This is a genomic window from Pseudoalteromonas sp. P1-9 (assembly GCF_001399975.1).
In the GTDB taxonomy this organism is placed as follows: Bacteria; Pseudomonadota; Gammaproteobacteria; order Enterobacterales; family Alteromonadaceae; genus Pseudoalteromonas.
Genome location: NZ_LKBD01000016.1, coordinates 34715 through 52484, shown reverse-complemented (window position 1 = coordinate 52484; position 17770 = coordinate 34715). Strand labels below are relative to the sequence as shown.

Below are 17770 nucleotides of genomic sequence, written 5' to 3'. Positions count from 1 at the left end.
TAGGGTAATTTGATTTGTTAATAAAACGCATACTGACTTCTTTAGTGCTAGCGCCAGCTGCACTTGCACTAGTTTTTTTTACACCACTTGAATTGTTTAGCTTAATTGCCGGATTAATTGTATTGCTCTCAGCGTGGGAGTGGTCGGCATTTATGGGGCTTAAAAAATTCGCTTCTCGCATAAGCTATGTTGCTGGCATGGCAGTTATTCTATTTATTGCGAACATGTACTGGCCGATTGAAAGCTTATGGCAAAATGGCCAACTTGTCGGCTCGGCGAATTACGTATTTACGCTTGCTGTTGCTTGGTGGCTTGTTGCTTGCGCACTGGTATGGACGTACCCTAGAACCGCAAAAGCATGGCACGCAGGCTTAATGATGCGCGCAATTGCAGGTTTGTTAACGCTTCTGCCTATGTGGTTAGCGCTTAATGTGCTTCGCAGCAGCGAATATGCAACAAACGCGACACAAGGCTCAGTTCTGATTATGGTTGTACTAGGTATTGTGTGGAGTGCTGATATTGGCGCTTACTTCTCAGGTAAAAATCTTGGCAAACATAAATTAATGCCATTAGTTAGCCCAAATAAAACCATCGAGGGGCTAGTGGGCGGTCTAATTTGTTCTGCGATTTTTGTTTTAGTATTTTGCTATTTTACTAAGGTACCCAGCGATAAATGGTTTATTTATGCGGCAATGGCTGCTGTTGTTGCCTTGTTCTCAGCTGTCGGCGACTTATTAGAGAGTATGTTTAAGCGTGAAGTTGGCTTGAAAGACAGCGGCTCATGTTTGCCTGGCCACGGCGGTATTCTCGATAGAATTGATAGTTTAACCGCTGCAGCACCGCTTTTCGCTGCATTTTATGCGTGGACCTTGGTGGCGTAATGCAACGTATTACCGTTCTTGGCTCTACAGGTTCGATTGGCACTAGCACCTTAGACGTAATCGCAAGAAACGCAGAAGCTTACCAAGTATTTGCGCTGGTTGCTGGTCGAAATTGGCGCTTAATGGCAAAGCAATGCACGCAGTTTTTACCACAATACGCTGTAATGCAATGCCCAAATGCGGCAAAGCAACTTGAGGTTGAAATTACGCGTTTGGGAATTTCAACCAAGGTGCTCTGTGGTCAACAAGCGGCAGCTGATGTGGCCAGTGACGATAACGCTGATGCGGTAATGGCTGCTATCGTTGGCGCAGCGGGGCTACTGCCAACACTTGCAGCGATTAAAGCCGGTAAGCGTGTGTTACTTGCAAATAAAGAGTCTCTTGTAATGTCAGGCGAGCTTTTTATTGATGCAGTTAAACAATCAGGCGCCACGTTATTGCCGATTGATAGTGAACACAATGCGATTTTTCAGGCGATGCCTGCAAGTGTGCAAGAGCATTGTTACAGTGCAAATTTACAGCAACATGGTGTTAGCAAAATTTTGTTAACGGGCTCAGGCGGACCATTTAGAACGCGCGATTTAAGCACTTTTGCCAATATTTCAGTTGATGAAGCCGTCTCCCATCCAAATTGGGATATGGGTCAGAAAATATCGGTTGATTCAGCCACCATGATGAATAAGGGCTTAGAGTTTATTGAAGCTAAGTGGCTATTTAACGCTGAGCCTAGTGATATTCAAGTAATCATCCATCCTCAAAGTATTATTCACTCAATGGTGCAATACACCGATGGTTCGGTATTGGCACAAATGGGTAATCCCGATATGCGTACCCCAATCGCACATGCTTTAGCGTTTCCAAAGCGCATTGAAGCGGGCGTTCAACCGCTGGATTTCACTAATATGCTTGATTTTAGTTTTAAGGCACCAGACTTTGAACGTTACCCAAATTTAAAGCTTGCAATAGATGCCTGTTCAGAAGGGCAGTATGCAACAACCACAATCAATGCTGCGAATGAAGTGTCTGTGGCCGCATTTCTGGCAAAGAAAATCGGCTTTTTAGACATTTATAAAATCAATGCTCAGGTACTCGATAAAATCGCAAAGAGTCATAAACAGCTAAAAATTAATGACCTAGATATTATTTTGCAGCTTGATAGCGAAGCGCGTCATTATGCAACGAATATGATTGCAAGGAGTTGTTAATGGAATTTTTGTGGAACTTACTGTCGTTTATATTAGTCATTGGCATTATTGTTGTCGTTCATGAATATGGTCACTTTTGGGTAGCAAGGCGCTGTGGTGTTAAAGTGCTGCGTTTTTCAATTGGTTTTGGCAAACCTTTGTTTAAATGGCACGACAAACTCGGCACCGAATACGTTGTCGCGGCGATCCCACTTGGTGGTTACGTGAAAATGCTCGATGAACGTGTTGAAGAGGTTGCAAGCGATGAACGTCATTTAGCGTTCAATAACAAATCAGTTTACCAACGAATTGCGGTGGTTGCAGCAGGACCAATGGCGAATTTTATTTTCGCCATTATTGTATCTGCCATTATGTTTATGGTTGGTGTGCGCTCACTTCTGCCTGTTATTGGCGAGGTGGTGCCTGGCAGCTTAGCAGAGCAAGCAAGGTTGCAAGCAGGACAGCAGATTACCGCGATAAACGACAAAGACGTATATGGCTGGCGTGAAACCTTATTGGTTTTGATGGAAAATATTGGCGAGCAGCAAGTACGTGTTAGTGTTAAAGACGATGATTTAGGCTATCAACAAACGTATCTTAATTTATCTAATTGGCAGTTAAAAGACGACGGAAACCCCATTGTTGATATCGGTATTAAACCATTCAGACCTGCAGAGACCATGCGCCTTGGTCATGTACAAAAAGGCAGTCCTGCTGAATTTGGTGGGCTTCAGGTAGATGATGAAATTCATTTAGTTAATGGTGAAGCAATGCCATCGTGGCATGCATTTGTCACTCGAATTCAGCGCTCGCCAAATACGCCATTATTGCTTACTATAAGCCGCGGTAATGACAAGCTAAATATTGAGGTTACTCCTGGTAGCAAAAAAAGTGAGCAAGGGCTTAATCAAGGCTACTTAGGTGTGATACCCTTTGTTGAAAATTGGCCATCGTGGATGATTTCAACACAACAATACGGCGTATTTGATGCCATTGTTTTGGGTGTTGATAAAACAATTCAACTAATCAATGTCAGTTTTGCAACAGTAGTTAATTTGATAACAGGACAAGTCTCTGTTGCGAATCTAAGTGGTCCAGTGGGAGTGGCAATTGGCGCTGGAGCCAGCACCAGTAGTGGCATTATGCCGTTATTGGAGTTCTTAGTATTTGTTAGTGTAAGTATTGGTTTTTTCAATTTGTTGCCGCTACCAATTTTAGATGGCGGTCATTTAATGTATTACATCATTGAACTTATCCGAAAAAAGCCAGTCTCTGAAAAGACACAAGAATTAGGTTTTAGGATTGGTGCGCTAATCCTTATATTGTTAACTTGCCTTGCGCTGTTTAACGATTTTACGCGGTTATAAAGGAAATCAAATAATAACATGGCTATAAGAAAACAATTGGCTGTAATAAGTTTATTGGGAGCGAGTTTTACTGCTCTCGGCCAACAAGACTCCTTTATTGTAGAAGATTTAAGAGTTGAAGGATTGCAGCGTGTTGCACTAGGTGCAGCATTAACGCATATTCCAATTAACATTGGTGATAACCTCGACAGTTACACAATTTCAAAAACAATCAAAGCGCTTTACGGCTCAGGCCACTTTGACAACATCAAAGTGGTACGTGATGGTGATGCGGTTATCTTTCAAGTAACCGAAAGACCAACCATCAGCATTATCGAGTTCGAAGGCAACAAAGATATTAAAGATGAGCAACTAAACGAAAGTTTAGAGGGGCAAGGTATCCGTAAAGGTGAACCGCTTGATATGGTTGTTGTAGATGGCCTTGAAAAAGGTCTTGTTGAGTTTTTCCACGGTATTGGTAAATACAACGCTGAGATTGAAGTATCAGTGTCACGCTTGCCACGTAACCGTGTAAAGCTAAAGCTTGAATTCAAAGAAGGCGATGCTGCGTCAATTCGTCAAATCAACATCGTTGGTAACGAGTTATTTTCTGACGAAGAACTTCTCGCATTGGCTGAATCGCGTCAAGATTTGCCTTGGTATATGTTTATGTCAAATGACAGATACCAAAAACAAACAGTACAAGGTGATTTAGAAAAAGTACGTAGCTACTACTTAGACCGCGGTTATTTGAAGTTCAATATTGATTCAACGCAAGTTTCAGTAAGCCCTGATAAAGAATCAGTATACGTTACAGTAAACGTTACCGAAGGTGAGCAGTTTACTGTTAAAGAATTCGATTTTATGGGTGACTTGCTCGGCCGTGAAGAGTTAATTCGTGCGGTTATTCCACTTAAAACGGGCAAACTATACAACGGCTCGGTGGTTACTGCATCGGAAGAGTTTATCAAAAACTACCTTGCACGTTTTGGTTATGCCAACGCTGAAGTACGTACCATTCCTGATATTGACGAAGAAAATAAAGAAGTAAAATTAACCTTATCAGTTGATCCGGGTAAGCGTATTTATGTGCGTCGTATTAACATCGGTGGTAATGAAATTACCTCAGACGAAGTAATTCGTCGTGAAATTACCCAGTTAGAAGGTGCGTGGCTATCAAATAACACGCTTGAGCGCTCTAAATTACAAGTGCAGCGCTTAATGTATATGGAAAACGTTGAGTTTGATGTATCACCGGTACCGGGTAAAGATGACCAAGTTGATGTAGATTTCACTGTAAAAGAGCAATCAGCGGGTAGTTTTAATGCTGGTCTTGCATACGGCTCATACAACAAGCTGCAATTTAATATTGGTGTAAGCGAGTCGAACTTCTTAGGTACGGGTGACCAAGTTGCCTTTAACGTAAGTACGGCTAAAGGTTCTCAAAACGTAAGCTTGTCACATACCGACCCGTATTTCACCAAAGACGGTATCAGTTTAGGTAACTCAATTTTCTTCTCAAACTTTGATGCAAGTAAATACAGCCTAATCAACTATAAGAGCAAACGTTATGGTATTGGTTCAAATATCGGTATTCCGGTAAACGCCAACAACCGACTTAACTTTGGTGCGACTGTTTCTAAAGAATTCTTATCTGAACTATCAGAATATGAACAAACACGTATTATGCGAGAGACGTTCTTAGATCCAGAAAACCCAGATGCAGGTTTTGAGTTCTTAAAGCTTGAATTAAGTGCGGGATGGTCACGTGTAACGCTTAACCGTGGTATGTTCCCAACGGCAGGTTCTAAACAAAGTTTAACGTTTAAAGCGACGACGCCTAATTCGGACCTTAACTACTTTAAGGTTAACTACGATTCGCGTTTCTACTGGCCGTTAAGCACTAACCACAAGTGGGCATTTTCAGCGAAAGCTGGATTTGGTTACGGTAATGGTTACGGTACTACCAATGGTTACGATCAGATTTTACCAGTACAGGAATTCTTCCGTATTTCTGAAATGGATTTACGTGGCTTTGAGCGTAATACAATCTTACCACAAGCTATTGTAGTATCTCCTAATTGGTTACCGGGCACACCAAATCCTGATGGTACGCAAGGGCCAATTGGTAGTGATCCTCAATTTGATACAATTCGAACAGCGGGTCGTATCGGTGGTAACGTAAAAGCCGTTGCTGGCCTTGAAATGATCGTACCTACGCCATTTCTTGATGACGAAAACAGCAGTTCGGTGCGTACCAGCTTATTTATTGATGCGGCGAATGTTTGGGATACAGAGTTCGATGTAGATCGCTATTCTAACTTAACGCCGGATGAGCGAGCGATACTTGAAGATTATTCAGATCCAAGTCGTTTCCGTTCATCAGCAGGTTTATCTATCCAGTGGATTTCGCCTATGGGCCCTATGGTAATTAGTTTTGCCTACCCACTGAAAAAAGAAGATGATGATAAGACTAAAGGCATCAGCTTCAATATTAGTAACACATTCTAAAAGGAATAAATTCGTGAATAAAATGATTAAAACAACCGCCATGACTTTGTTAGCTACTTTTCTAATGGGTGCTTCTGCAAGTTCATTCGCTCACAAAGTTGCTGTTGTAAATGTACAACAAGTATTTAGTGGTTCTCCGCAGGCGTCTGCGATTAAAGCGACGTTAGAAGAAGAGTTCCGCGAGCGCAGACAAGCACTTGAAAAGCTACAAGGCGATATTCGTTTTGAAGTTGAAAAATACCAGCGTGAAAACGCAACAATGAGCAAAGCGCAAAAAGAAGCAAGCCAAAAGAAAATTCAAGAGCTACAAAAAGCATTGCAAGAGCAAGGTCAGCCACTTCAGCAAGAAATGCAAATGCGTCAAGCACAGGAAACTAAAAAGCTAGAGACTGTGATTTTTGATGCTATCGCTGCAGAAGGTAAAGCAGGTAAGTATGACGAAGTAAAACCAGCGGGTTCACTTCTTTACTTCAACGAAAAATCAGTGGATAACATCACCTCTAAAGTAGCAGAGCGTGTAGCAAAGGCTAAATAATAAAGCTTATGAAATTACAGCAAATCGCTGAGATTTTAAATGCTGAGCTGGTCGGTGACGACTCGCTCAGCATTTCTCGTATAGCAACCCTAGAAAATGCGACCGGCAACGAGATTGGTTTTCTCGCTAACAAAAAATACCGCAGCAAACTTGCCAGTACCCAAGCAGGTGCGGTGATTTTGTCACCACAAGATGCAGATTATTTTACTGGTAATAAGATTATTGTTGCGAATCCGTACTTAGCCTACGCGCTGTTAGCGCAAGTGATGGACACCACGCCAGAACCTGCGACTAATGTTCACCCTTCGGCAATCATTGACCCAACGGCAAAGCTTGATAAATCAGTATCAGTTGGCGCTAATGTGGTGATTGAAGAAGGTGTTGAAATCGCTGCTGGCAGTTCAATTGGTGCTGGTAGCTTTATTGGTAAGGGTGCTAAAATAGGGACCAATACGAAAATTTGGGCTAATGTAACGATTTATCATCAAGTTGAAATTGGTAATTCGTGTTTAGTTCATGCTAATACCGTAATCGGTGCCGATGGATTTGGCTACGCCAATGAAAAAGGTCAGTGGGTGAAAATCCCGCAGCTTGGCACTGTTGTTATTGGCGATAATGTTGAAGTTGGCGCAAGTACAACCATCGACCGTGGCGCCATTGAGGATACTATCATCGAGCGCAACGTGATTATCGATAACCAAGTACAAATCGCGCATAATGTCGTGGTTAAAGAAGGCACCGCGATTGCTGGGTGTACGGTAATTGCAGGCAGCACAACCATTGGCAAGTACTGCCAAATTGGTGGCTTGTCAGGTATCGCAGGGCATATTGAAATTGCCGATGGTGTTGTTTTAACGGGTATGTCAATGGTAATCAGTGGCATTGATAAACCAGGTGTTTATTCTTCGGGTGTACCGCACAGTGAGAATAAAGACTGGCGTCGTAATATGGCACAGTTACGACAGCTTTCAGCAATTAATAAGCGATTAAAGGCAGTGGAAAAATCACTGCCGGAGCGTGACGAGTAGTCTTCGTCACGTACTAAATTATCGCGCAGTATAAATACGAGCGCGAAGAGATTAGTTAGGTTAAGGAAACACATTTTGGCAGAACAACTAAACAGCTTTGATATTCAAGAAATCCTAAAGCTATTACCGCATCGTTACCCAATGTTATTGGTTGATAAAGTCGTTGACTTTGAGCCGGGCAAAACGCTTCACGCGATTAAAAATGTCACAGCAAATGAGCCAATTTTCACAGGCCACTTCCCTGAGCAGCCAATTTTCCCTGGCGTAATGATTTTAGAAGCATTAGCACAAGCAACAGGTTTATTAGGTTTTAAAACAACTGAAAACCGTGGTGACAATGAGCTATATTTATTTGCAGCCATTGATAACGCGCGCTTTAAACAACCTGTGTTACCGGGTGACACAATGCATTTACACGTTGAATTCTTAAAAGAACGCCGCAACATGTGGAAGTTCTATGGTGAAGCGAGAGTTGACGGCAAAGTAGTGTGTTCAGCTGAGTTAATGTGTGCAAGAAGAGAGTTATAATACGTGATCCATCCTACTGCAATTATTGAGCCTGGCGCTCAACTTGGCAACAACGTAAAAGTTGGTCCTTACAGCTACATCGGCAACGACGTGGTGATTGGTGATGATTGTATCATCGAATCACACGTCGTAATTAAAGGGCCGTCAACAATTGGTTCTGGTAACCATATTTTCCAGTTCGCTTCAGTGGGTGAAGCGTGCCAAGACAAAAAGTACAAGGATGAACCAACCAAGCTGATCATTGGTGATAACAACGTGATCCGCGAATGTGCTACAGTCCACCGTGGTACCATTCAGGACGAAGGCATCACCAAGATTGGCTCAAATAACTTATTTATGGCGTATACACACGTTGCCCATGACTGCGTGATAGGTAATAACTGTATTTTCGCTAATAACGCAAGTGCCGCTGGTCACGTACACATTGGTGACTGGGTAATTTTGGCCGGCAACTCAGGTATTCATCAGTTTTGTCATATCGGTTCACATGCGTTTATTGGTATGTACTCTGGTGTTAACCAAGATGTACCGCCGTTTGTAACAACTATCGGCACACCAGCACGTCCTGTGGCAATCAACACTGAAGGTCTAAAACGTCGTGGCTTTGAGTCAGACGAAATTATGGCATTACGTCGTGCATACAAGCAGTTATACCGCAAAGGTAATAAACTGGATGCGGCACTTGTTGAAATGGAAAAAGAAGCCGAGCAGTTTAAAGCAGTGCAAAACATGATTGATTTTGCCAAAAGCTCAAATCGAGGGTTAATTCGTTAATGATCTCGAATGAGCCACTTCGAATTGCACTTATCGCCGGGGAACACTCCGGCGATATTTTAGGTGCAGGTTTAATTAAAGCACTAAAACAACATTACCCAAATGCCACATTTGAGGGCATTGGCGGTCCGCGTATGCTGGCTGAAGGATTCAAAACCCATTTTCAAATGGAAGAACTCGCCGTAATGGGCGTTTTTGAAGTACTGCCTAAGTTATTTCGTCTACTCAGCATTAAAAAGCAAATTGTACAGCGCTTTATCGCTAATCCGCCGGATATTTTTATTGGCATTGATGCTCCCGACTTTAACTTACGCGTTGAAAAGCTGTTAAAGGCTGCTGGTATTAAAACCGTGCATTATGTTAGCCCATCGGTATGGGCATGGCGTGAAAAGCGTGTTTTTAAAGTAGCAGAAGCCACTAATTTAGTGCTTGCATTATTACCATTTGAAAAAGCGTTTTACGATAAACACAATATTCCATGTGCGTTTGTCGGCCACACTTTGGCGGATGAGTTGCCGCTCGAAGATGAACAAACTGCTAGTAGAGCACTGTTTGATTTATCAGCTACAGATAAAGTGTTGGCAGTGCTGCCGGGCAGCCGAGGTTCTGAAGTCACGTTGTTAAGCGAACCCTATATTCAAGCGGTGTTGTTACTTAAAGCAGAGATACCAAAGTTAAAAGTGTTGGTGCCTTTAGTTAATGAAAAACGCAAAGAAGAGTTTTTAGCTGTCGCAACTAAGCTCAATGCGGAAGAGATATTTACCTTTGTTGATGGCAAGTCGCGTGAAGTGATGACCGCCGCTGATGCGGTGTTATTGGCGTCGGGTACGGCAGCACTTGAATGCATGTTGCTTAAACGCCCAATGGTGGTTGGCTACAAGCTAAAAGCCCTGACATATCACTTAGTGACACGCTTATTTAAATTTAACATTGAGCACTTTTCACTGCCTAATTTATTGGCGGGCAAGCAGTTGGTACCTGAGTTATTACAAAATGATTTAACACCTGAAAACTTGGCTGCAACCTTAAAACCATTGCTAGAAGAAGATCAAACAGCTTTAAAACAAACGTTTTATGAAATGCATAAGTCATTAAGGCTCGACGCTAGTAAACAAGCGGCGCTGGCTGTAAGTAATGTAATAGAGAACAAACATGACTGAAATTATTCGTCCAAATACACAACTTATTGCAGGTGTTGATGAAGTAGGGCGTGGTCCGCTTGTGGGCGACGTGGTAACCGCTGCGGTTATTTTAGATCCATCAAAGCCAATCGCGGGTCTCGCCGATTCAAAAAAGCTAACCGAAAAAAAACGCTTGGCACTTTACGAAGAAATTATTGAAAAGGCGCTGTGCTTTAATATTGCCCGCGCCAGCGTTGCAGAAATTGACGAGCTTAATATTTTGCATGCTACCATGCTTGCCATGAAGCGCGCGGTAGAAGGGCTTAATATTCCTGCTGAGTTTGTCTTTATTGATGGCAATCGTTTACCCGATATTAATGTACCTGCACAAGCCGTTGTTAAAGGTGATAGCTTAGTTGCCGAAATTAGCGCAGCATCAATTCTTGCCAAAGTGACCCGTGATAACGAAATGAAAGCACTGGATACTGAGTACCCAAATTATGGCTTTGCTGGCCATAAAGGTTACCCAACCAAGGCACATTTAGAAGCACTTGCACTTCACGGTGTTACGCCGCATCATAGACAAAGCTTTAAGCCCGTAAAAACAATAATAGAACAGACCAACAATTGCTAATCAATGCTTGGTCAATCAAGTTAGGCAGATAATGCAAGACCCTAAATTTATACACTTACGTGTTCACAGTGATTATTCAATGGTGGACGGCTTAGCAAAAACTAAGCCTATCGTCGGTAAAATTGCAGAGCTGAATATGCCTGCATTTGCCATTACTGATCAAATGAACTTGTGCGGTTTAGTGCGCTTTTACGGTGCTGCGCATGGTGCTGGTATTAAACCCATTGTTGGCGCTGATCTGTGGTTACACAGTCCTGAATTTCCCGATGAGCCTTGTCGTTTGGTCGTACTTGCTAAAAATAATGCGGGCTATAAGAACCTTACACTGCTTATTTCCAAAGGCTATCAACGCGGCCACCTTATGCAACGTCCTATGGTTGATAGAGAGTGGCTTATTGAGCATAAAGAAGGCCTTATATTACTCTCAGGCGCTAAAGACGGTGATTTAGGTAAAGCCTTATTAAAAGGCAATAATGATTTAACCAAATCCATTGGTAACTTTTATTTAGAACACTTTAAAGATCATTACTATATTGAGCTAACGCGAACCGAACGCGAGCAAGAAGAAGATTATTTGCATAGTGCTGTGGCTTATGCTCAATACTCAGGGCTGCCGGTTGTTGCCACCAACGAAGTCGTGTTTCTCAATAAAGAAGACTTTGAAGCCCATGAAATTCGTGTGTCAATTCATGATGGTTACACTTTAGATGATAAACGCCGTCCAAAACGTTTTTCAGAGCAGCAGTATTTAAAAACCGAAGAACAAATGTGTGAGCTGTTCTCGGATATTCCAGAAGCACTGGAAAACTCAGTTGAGATTGCCAAGCGCTGCAACGTGACCATTCAACTCGGCACCTACTTCTTACCAGACTACCCAACGGGCTCTTTGTCGATTGAAGACTTCTTAGTAAAAGTATCGGAAGATGGTCTGGAAGAACGTTTGCAGTTCTTATTCCCTGATGAAGAAGATCGCAAAGTCAAACGCGTCGAATATGATGACCGCTTAAGAATTGAACTTGACGTAATTAACCAAATGGGTTTCCCAGGTTACTTCTTGATCGTAATGGAATTCATCCAGTGGAGTAAAGATAACATTATTCCTGTGGGTCCAGGCCGTGGTTCGGGTGCTGGTTCATTAGTTGCTTATGCGCTCAAGATCACCGATCTTGATCCACTGCAATTTGACTTACTTTTCGAACGTTTCTTGAATCCAGAACGTGTATCCATGCCCGATTTCGACGTCGATTTCTGTATGGACCGACGCGATGAAGTAATCGACCACGTTGCTAAACTCTATGGCCGTGATGCGGTATCGCAGATCATTACTTTTGGTACGATGGCGGCAAAAGCGGTAATACGCGATGTAGGCCGTGTGCTTGGTCACCCTTATGGTTTTGTTGACCGTATTTCAAAATTAGTACCGGGCGATCCGGGCATGACATTGGCAAAAGCCTTTGATGTTGAACCGCGTTTACCAGAAGCCTACGACACAGACGATGAAGTAAAAGAACTTATCGATATGTGCCGTATTTTAGAAGGCTGTACACGTAATGCAGGTAAACACGCCGGTGGTGTTGTTATTTCACCGACAACCATTACCGACTTCGCCGCACTTTACTGTGATGATGAAGGTAAATTCCCGGTTACCCAATTTGATAAAAATGATGTAGAAACAGCGGGTCTGGTTAAGTTCGACTTTTTAGGGTTACGTACTTTAACCATTTTGCAGTGGGCTATTGATATGGCCAATGAGCGCTTAACGCGCGAGCAAAAAGAACATATCGATATCGCCGCTATTCCGCTAAATGATCCACCGAGCTTTGAATTATTACTGCGCGCAGAAACAACAGCAGTATTCCAGCTTGAATCTCGCGGTATGAAAGACCTTATCCGTCGTTTAAAGCCTGACTGCTTTGAAGACATGATCGCACTGGTTGCACTTTTCCGCCCAGGTCCGTTGCAATCAGGCATGGTAGATAACTTTATCGACCGTAAGCACGGTCGAGAAGAAGTATCTTACCCCGATGCACAATATCAGCACGAAAGCTTGCAACCTATCTTAGAGCCAACCTACGGCATTATTCTATACCAAGAACAGGTAATGCAGATTGCTCAGGTACTGGCAGGGTATAGCCTTGGTGGCGCTGACTTACTGCGTCGTGCCATGGGTAAGAAAAAGCCTGAAGAAATGGCCAAGCAGCGTTCAACCTTTGAGGATGGCGCAAAGCAAAATGGCGTAGACGGCGAACTTGCAATGAAGATCTTCGACCTCGTAGAAAAATTCGCAGGTTACGGCTTTAACAAATCGCACTCGGCAGCATACGCACTGGTATCTTATCAAACGCTGTGGATGAAAACCCATTATCCAGCAGAGTTTATGGCGGCAGTTATGTCAGCCGACATGGATAACACCGATAAGATTGTTACCCTTGTTGATGAATGTGAGAATATGAAACTCACATTATTACCGCCTGATGTGAACTCGGGTCTATATAAATTTACGGTAAATAATCAAGGCGAAATTGTTTACGGTATTGGGGCGATTAAAGGTGTAGGTGAAGGCCCAGTAGACGCAATTTTAGAAGCGCGAGAAGCTGGCGGCCCATTTAAAGATTTATTCGATTTCTGTGCGCGCGTCGATATTAAGCGTTTAAATAAACGTGTGATTGAAAAGCTAATAATGTCCGGCGCGATGGATAAATTGGGTCCAGAGCAAACACAAAGTGCGCGCTCTATTTTAATTGCCAGCTTACCTGATGCGCTTAAATCGGCCGATCAACACAATAAAGCTGAAGCACTAGGCCAAAGCGATTTATTTGGTTTATTGGCAACGGAGCCAGAGGAAGTTGCCGCAGCATTTGTGCAAGCGCCTAAATTTACCGATAACGAATGGTTGGAAGGTGAACGCGAAACACTGGGACTTTACTTGACCGGTCACCCAATTAATCAATACCGTAGTGAGCTTAAAAATTATGTGTCGGGTCGACTTGTCGATTTACAACCGACGGAACGTGATGTAACGTCTACAGCGGCAGGTTTAGTGATTAATGCACGCACCTTAATTAATAAAAAAGGAAAGCGTTGGGGGCTACTGACACTGGATGATAAAAGTGCCCGAATTGATATTCGTTTATTTCCTGAACAGTTCGAAACTTACCAAGAACTGCTGCAAATGAACAATATCTTGGTGATATCTGGTGTGGTCAGCTTTGATAACTTCTCAGGTGGTATTACAATGACCGCTCGCGAAGTTGCAAGTATTGAATCTGTTCGTGAAAAGCGGGTTAAAAACATAAAAATGACGGTGAAAATGCAGGAAGTGAGTGATAACTTCTTGTCTCGATTAGAGCATACCATCACCCCGTATAAATTTGGTACTTGCCCAATAAGAATTCAATATGAACGCCCAGATGCAACAACTGAGCTTTCATTAGGAACACAGTGGTGTGTTACACCCAGTGACGAGTTACTTGCTAATCTCTCACGCTTAGTAGCACAGAATATTGAACTAGAATTTAATTAGGTAGTTTAGAGCATGAGTCTCAATTATCTTGATTTTGAACTTCCAATTGCAGAGTTGGAAGCAAAAATTGAAGAACTTAAAAACGTAGGTCGCGGTGGTGAACTGGATCTGAGTCTAGAAGAAGAAGTTTCACGCCTTAAAGATAAGAGCGTAGAGCTGACCAATAAAATTTTCTCGGATCTCGGTCCATGGCAGGTTTCACAACTTGCTCGTCACCCGCTACGTCCGTATACCAAAGATTATATCGAGCGTATTTTTACCGAATTCGACGAATTAGCAGGCGACCGCGCATTTGCTAACGATCCGGCTATTGTAGGCGGTATTGCGCGTTTAGATGGCGAACCAGTAATGGTTATCGGTCAACAAAAAGGCCGCGATACAGCAGAGAAAATTAAGCGTAACTTTGGTATGCCAAAGCCAGAAGGTTACCGTAAAGCGTTACGTTTAATGGAGATGGCTGAGCGTTTTAATATGCCAATCATCACGTTTATCGACACGCCAGGAGCATACCCAGGTGTTGGTGCTGAAGAGCGTGGTCAAAGTGAAGCAATCGCTAAAAACCTTAAAGTGATGGCAGGCCTTAAAGTACCAGTGATCTGTACGGTAATTGGTGAAGGTGGTTCAGGTGGTGCGTTAGCAATTGGCGTGGGTGACCGTGTTAATATGCTTCAGTACAGCACATACTCAGTAATTTCACCGGAAGGTTGTGCGTCAATTCTTTGGAAAAGTGCAGAAAAAGCCCCGCTTGCCGCAGAAGCTATGGGTGTAAGCGCTGATCGTGTTAAGAGCTTAGACTTAATTAACTCGATTGTTGAAGAGCCACTAGGCGGTGCACATCGTAACTACGATGCAATGGCGAAATCGCTTAAAGCACAAATTAAACGTGACTTAGGTGATTTGAAAGCTTTATCATTAGAAGAAATGTTAGAGCAGCGCTATGAGCGTTTAATGTCTTTTGGTTACTGCTAATTAAAAGATTTTGGAAAAAGCCGCATTTTGCGGCTTTTTTTGTTTATGAAAGATATTTATTCCACTTTTAAATATGAGCTTACCAACACCGAAAAAATGCGCTTTACTGTTGCGCTTTCAGGCGGTGTTGACTCGGTTGTATTATTACATTTAGCGAAACGTTTTCGTGATGAGTTCACGCACATTGAAATCGACGCTGTACATGTCAATCATGGCTTAAGTGATAATGCCGATATGTGGCAGGCGTTTTGTGCCGATTTATGTCAGCAATGGCAAATCCCGTATACGGCTTACCGAGTAAGCGTAAAGAAAGCTAATCGTGAAAGCTTAGAGGCGGTGGCGCGAACCACGCGTTACAACGCACTAAAAACGCACTTGCATAGCGATTCAGAATTATTACTTGGGCAGCACCTTGACGATCAAGTCGAAACGTTTTTTATTCGTTTAAAACGCGGAGCAGGGCTGTTGGGATTAGGTGCGATGAAGCAACGCTCTCGCATTGAAAATGGTTTACCTGTATTTCGCCCATTACTAGGCATTATGCGAAAAGAAATTGTTGAGTACGCAAAGGCTCAGCAACTTTCACATATTAATGATGAATCAAATCACGACGATCGCTTTGACCGAAATTTTTTACGTAATAAAATCCTTCCTGAACTTAATGTACGCTTTAAGGGCTTTAGCAATACCGTCGCTCGTGTAGTGAGCTTACTGCAATCTCAACAACAATTACTGGATGAATACATTGCCGAAGACGCGAAAAAGTGCATTTTTCATCAGCGTTTTCTGCTCAATGAGGTAATTGGTTTTTCGCGTGCGCGCATTAATAATTTAATACGTTATTGGCTACAGCAAAATAACCTAGTTTTGCCATCTCAAAAGGTGCTCAATCAAGTTAACCAGCAAGCATTTAAGGCAAAAATGGATGCGCAAGTGAGTATTGAATGTAGTGGCTTTGCGATTAAACGCTACCAAGATGCTTTGTTTATCGTGTTACCTCAGGCGGTGCCTGAAAATCGAGATAACATTGGGCTAAGTTCACTGGTTATCGGTAATCAAGAGTTTAGTGTAGAAAAAAAAGCGCAAGGTGTGCGTGCGCCATTTATGGATGAACACGTTAATCTGCGTTTTGATATTGGCGCTGAAAAATTTACCTTACAACACCGAAACTGTACTAAATCGGTTAGCACATGGCTAAAAGAGGCTGGTATACCACCTTGGCAACGCCCATTGGTTGCAGGAATTTACTATAATAATCAACTTGTTCAAGTAATTGGCTTGGGCATATCAAAACATGCATACGCCGAAAATGGCCTATGTTGGCAACAAAAGGAAGCAAATGAAAACTAGTCAAGCAGTTGGTTTTTCACTTATCGGGCAAGCTTATATCGGCTTAATTGTATTTGCAGTGGTGTTGGCGGTGAGCCTTATTTTTTCGTTTAATCTTACTGTGGTGCTCTATGGCGCTATTTTTGGCGCGATTACTGCTGCATTGCTGCTGTGCTATTGGTTAGGAAAAGGCGGAAGTTTCTTTTTGTTAGCGGTAATGTGTCCCCTTATTTGTATTATCGTGACACCTATTACCAGCTTTTTTGAAATAGCCAATGTGCTCGGGGCTTTTTTTGTCGGTTTGTGTTTGCTGCTTACCGGTTATCGTCTAAAAAAAGGAAGCTAATGCTTCCTTTTTTCATTCTGGCTACGCCTTAGTTTGTTTTGCAACAATCTCGTCCGTCTTGTTTTGCAGCATAAAGCGCTCTATCTGCACGTTCAAAAATGCTGTTAGGAATATCTTTTGCCTTACTTAAGGAAAAACCAATACTGGTGGTTACAGAATGGGTTTTCAGCAGTTGGTGACTGTGCACGCGTTTTTTAATGCGATTAGCTAAGATATGACTTACTTCAAAGTTGTCGTCATCAATTAAAATGGCAAATTCATCACCACCAAACCTAAATACGGTGTCTGTGCCTCTTACACAGTCTGTCAGAATATTGGCAAAATCGATCAATACTTGATCGCCCACTTGGTGCCCATGTTGATCGTTTACTTGCTTAAAGTTATCTAAATCTAACAACATTAAGCCAAAGCTGCGGTGATGACGGCGGCTTCGCTCAAGTTTGCGATATAGACAATCATCAAACATGCTGCGGTTATTTAGCCCGGTTAATGCATCTTTGGTAGCCAGTTTCTTCACGCGTGAAAACAACAGTGCATTGCGCAGAGGGTAGACAAGTGCGGTATGTAATCTTGCTAATTTCTGCTTTGCGTATTGTGGTAGATTTTGGGAAAAGTAAATAAGCTGGCCAAGACGTTCGCCATCAGCCATCAGATCAAAGGCGTGGTTTTCACCTTCAATTTTACTGCCAGTCATTTCAATTACCCCTTCGGTACTATGAAATTGTAGGCCTGCAAATTGCACTACGCGTGATGCTTCAACCGAAAAGATGTTTAATAATTTTGTAAGCTCAAGTGTTTTTTGAAGTTGCGTTACTAACGCATGGGTATGGCTTATGTCATTCTGTTCAGAATAGATCTGGCCATACGGCAAATAATCGCCGTTGCTGTCTGTTTGACGCGTTAAAACATGTACGTTTTCCACTTAACTACCCTCATACTACCGCAAAATATTAAGTACATGGATGTTTAAGCAAAATCTAAGCCACTTTTATTAAGTGGCAGAAAAACAGACACTTGCTATATTTAATTGATTAGAGAGACTCGTTTCTAATGAATTCGTC

15 protein-coding genes are annotated in these 17770 nt (G+C 42.5%); 14 read left to right on the top strand and 1 reads right to left on the bottom strand.

Annotation, left to right across the window (positions count from 1 at the left end; genetic code table 11):
* Window positions 1–14 precede the first annotated feature (14 nt).
* The 14 genes from AN214_RS11510 to AN214_RS11445 all read left to right on the top strand — a co-directional run bounded on the left by AN214_RS11510 (window position 15) and on the right by AN214_RS11445 (window position 16709).
* On the top strand, window positions 15–881 hold the full coding sequence (locus AN214_RS11510; protein ID WP_054979867.1) for a phosphatidate cytidylyltransferase: 867 nt from the start codon (window positions 15–17) through the stop codon (window positions 879–881).
* Window positions 881–2086: a 1-deoxy-D-xylulose-5-phosphate reductoisomerase gene (gene ispC, locus AN214_RS11505; RefSeq protein WP_054979866.1), complete on the top strand. Its 1206-nt coding sequence runs from the start codon at window positions 881–883 to the stop codon at window positions 2084–2086. Before AN214_RS11510 ends, ispC begins: the two co-directional genes overlap by 1 nt.
* Window positions 2086–3432 (top strand): sigma E protease regulator RseP, encoded by a 1347-nt coding sequence (rseP, locus tag AN214_RS22500; RefSeq protein WP_054979865.1) that lies wholly within the window; start codon window positions 2086–2088, stop codon window positions 3430–3432. Before ispC ends, rseP begins: the two co-directional genes overlap by 1 nt.
* An 18-nt stretch (window positions 3433–3450) precedes the next feature.
* On the top strand, window positions 3451–5922 hold the full coding sequence (gene bamA / locus AN214_RS22495) for an outer membrane protein assembly factor BamA (protein ID WP_054979864.1): 2472 nt from the start codon (window positions 3451–3453) through the stop codon (window positions 5920–5922).
* A 13-nt stretch (window positions 5923–5935) separates the two neighbouring features.
* On the top strand, window positions 5936–6457 hold the full coding sequence (locus AN214_RS11490; protein ID WP_010559701.1) for an OmpH family outer membrane protein: 522 nt from the start codon (window positions 5936–5938) through the stop codon (window positions 6455–6457).
* A complete protein-coding gene (lpxD, locus tag AN214_RS11485; protein ID WP_408002962.1) occupies window positions 6457–7485 on the top strand; it encodes a UDP-3-O-(3-hydroxymyristoyl)glucosamine N-acyltransferase in 1029 nt (342 codons plus the stop codon). Before AN214_RS11490 ends, lpxD begins: the two co-directional genes overlap by 1 nt.
* 75 nt (window positions 7486–7560) lie before the next feature.
* Window positions 7561–8013, top strand: a complete 453-nt coding sequence (gene fabZ / locus AN214_RS11480) for a 3-hydroxyacyl-ACP dehydratase FabZ (RefSeq protein ID WP_010559703.1) — start codon at window positions 7561–7563, stop codon at window positions 8011–8013.
* A 3-nt stretch (window positions 8014–8016) separates the two neighbouring features.
* Complete coding sequence (gene lpxA / locus AN214_RS11475; protein WP_054979862.1) at window positions 8017–8787, top strand: acyl-ACP--UDP-N-acetylglucosamine O-acyltransferase; 771 nt, start codon at window positions 8017–8019, stop codon at window positions 8785–8787.
* Entirely contained in the window at window positions 8787–9947 is a 1161-nt protein-coding gene (gene lpxB / locus AN214_RS11470) for a lipid-A-disaccharide synthase (protein ID WP_054979861.1), read from the top strand. The genes lpxA and lpxB overlap by 1 nt, the downstream gene beginning before the upstream one ends.
* Window positions 9940–10542 carry a ribonuclease HII gene (gene rnhB, locus AN214_RS11465; RefSeq protein ID WP_054979860.1) on the top strand — a complete coding sequence of 201 codons (603 nt, stop codon included), beginning with the start codon at window positions 9940–9942 and terminating at the stop codon, window positions 10540–10542. The genes lpxB and rnhB overlap by 8 nt, the downstream gene beginning before the upstream one ends.
* Before the next feature lie 31 nt (window positions 10543–10573).
* Window positions 10574–14065, top strand: a complete 3492-nt coding sequence (gene dnaE, locus AN214_RS11460; protein WP_054979859.1) for a DNA polymerase III subunit alpha — start codon at window positions 10574–10576, stop codon at window positions 14063–14065.
* A 12-nt stretch (window positions 14066–14077) separates the two neighbouring features.
* On the top strand, window positions 14078–15034 hold the full coding sequence (gene accA, locus AN214_RS11455) for an acetyl-CoA carboxylase carboxyl transferase subunit alpha (protein WP_054979858.1): 957 nt from the start codon (window positions 14078–14080) through the stop codon (window positions 15032–15034).
* 45 nt (window positions 15035–15079) lie between these two features.
* Complete coding sequence (gene tilS, locus AN214_RS11450) at window positions 15080–16384, top strand: tRNA lysidine(34) synthetase TilS (RefSeq protein WP_054979857.1); 1305 nt, start codon at window positions 15080–15082, stop codon at window positions 16382–16384.
* Complete coding sequence (locus tag AN214_RS11445; protein ID WP_054979856.1) at window positions 16374–16709, top strand: hypothetical protein; 336 nt, start codon at window positions 16374–16376, stop codon at window positions 16707–16709. Before tilS ends, AN214_RS11445 begins: the two co-directional genes overlap by 11 nt.
* A 28-nt stretch (window positions 16710–16737) precedes the next feature.
* Here the strand turns inward: AN214_RS11445 and AN214_RS11440 are convergent, their stop codons facing one another.
* Complete coding sequence (locus tag AN214_RS11440; protein WP_054979855.1) at window positions 16738–17631, bottom strand: GGDEF domain-containing protein; 894 nt, start codon at window positions 17629–17631, stop codon at window positions 16738–16740.
* Between the last annotated feature and the right edge of the window lie 139 nt (window positions 17632–17770).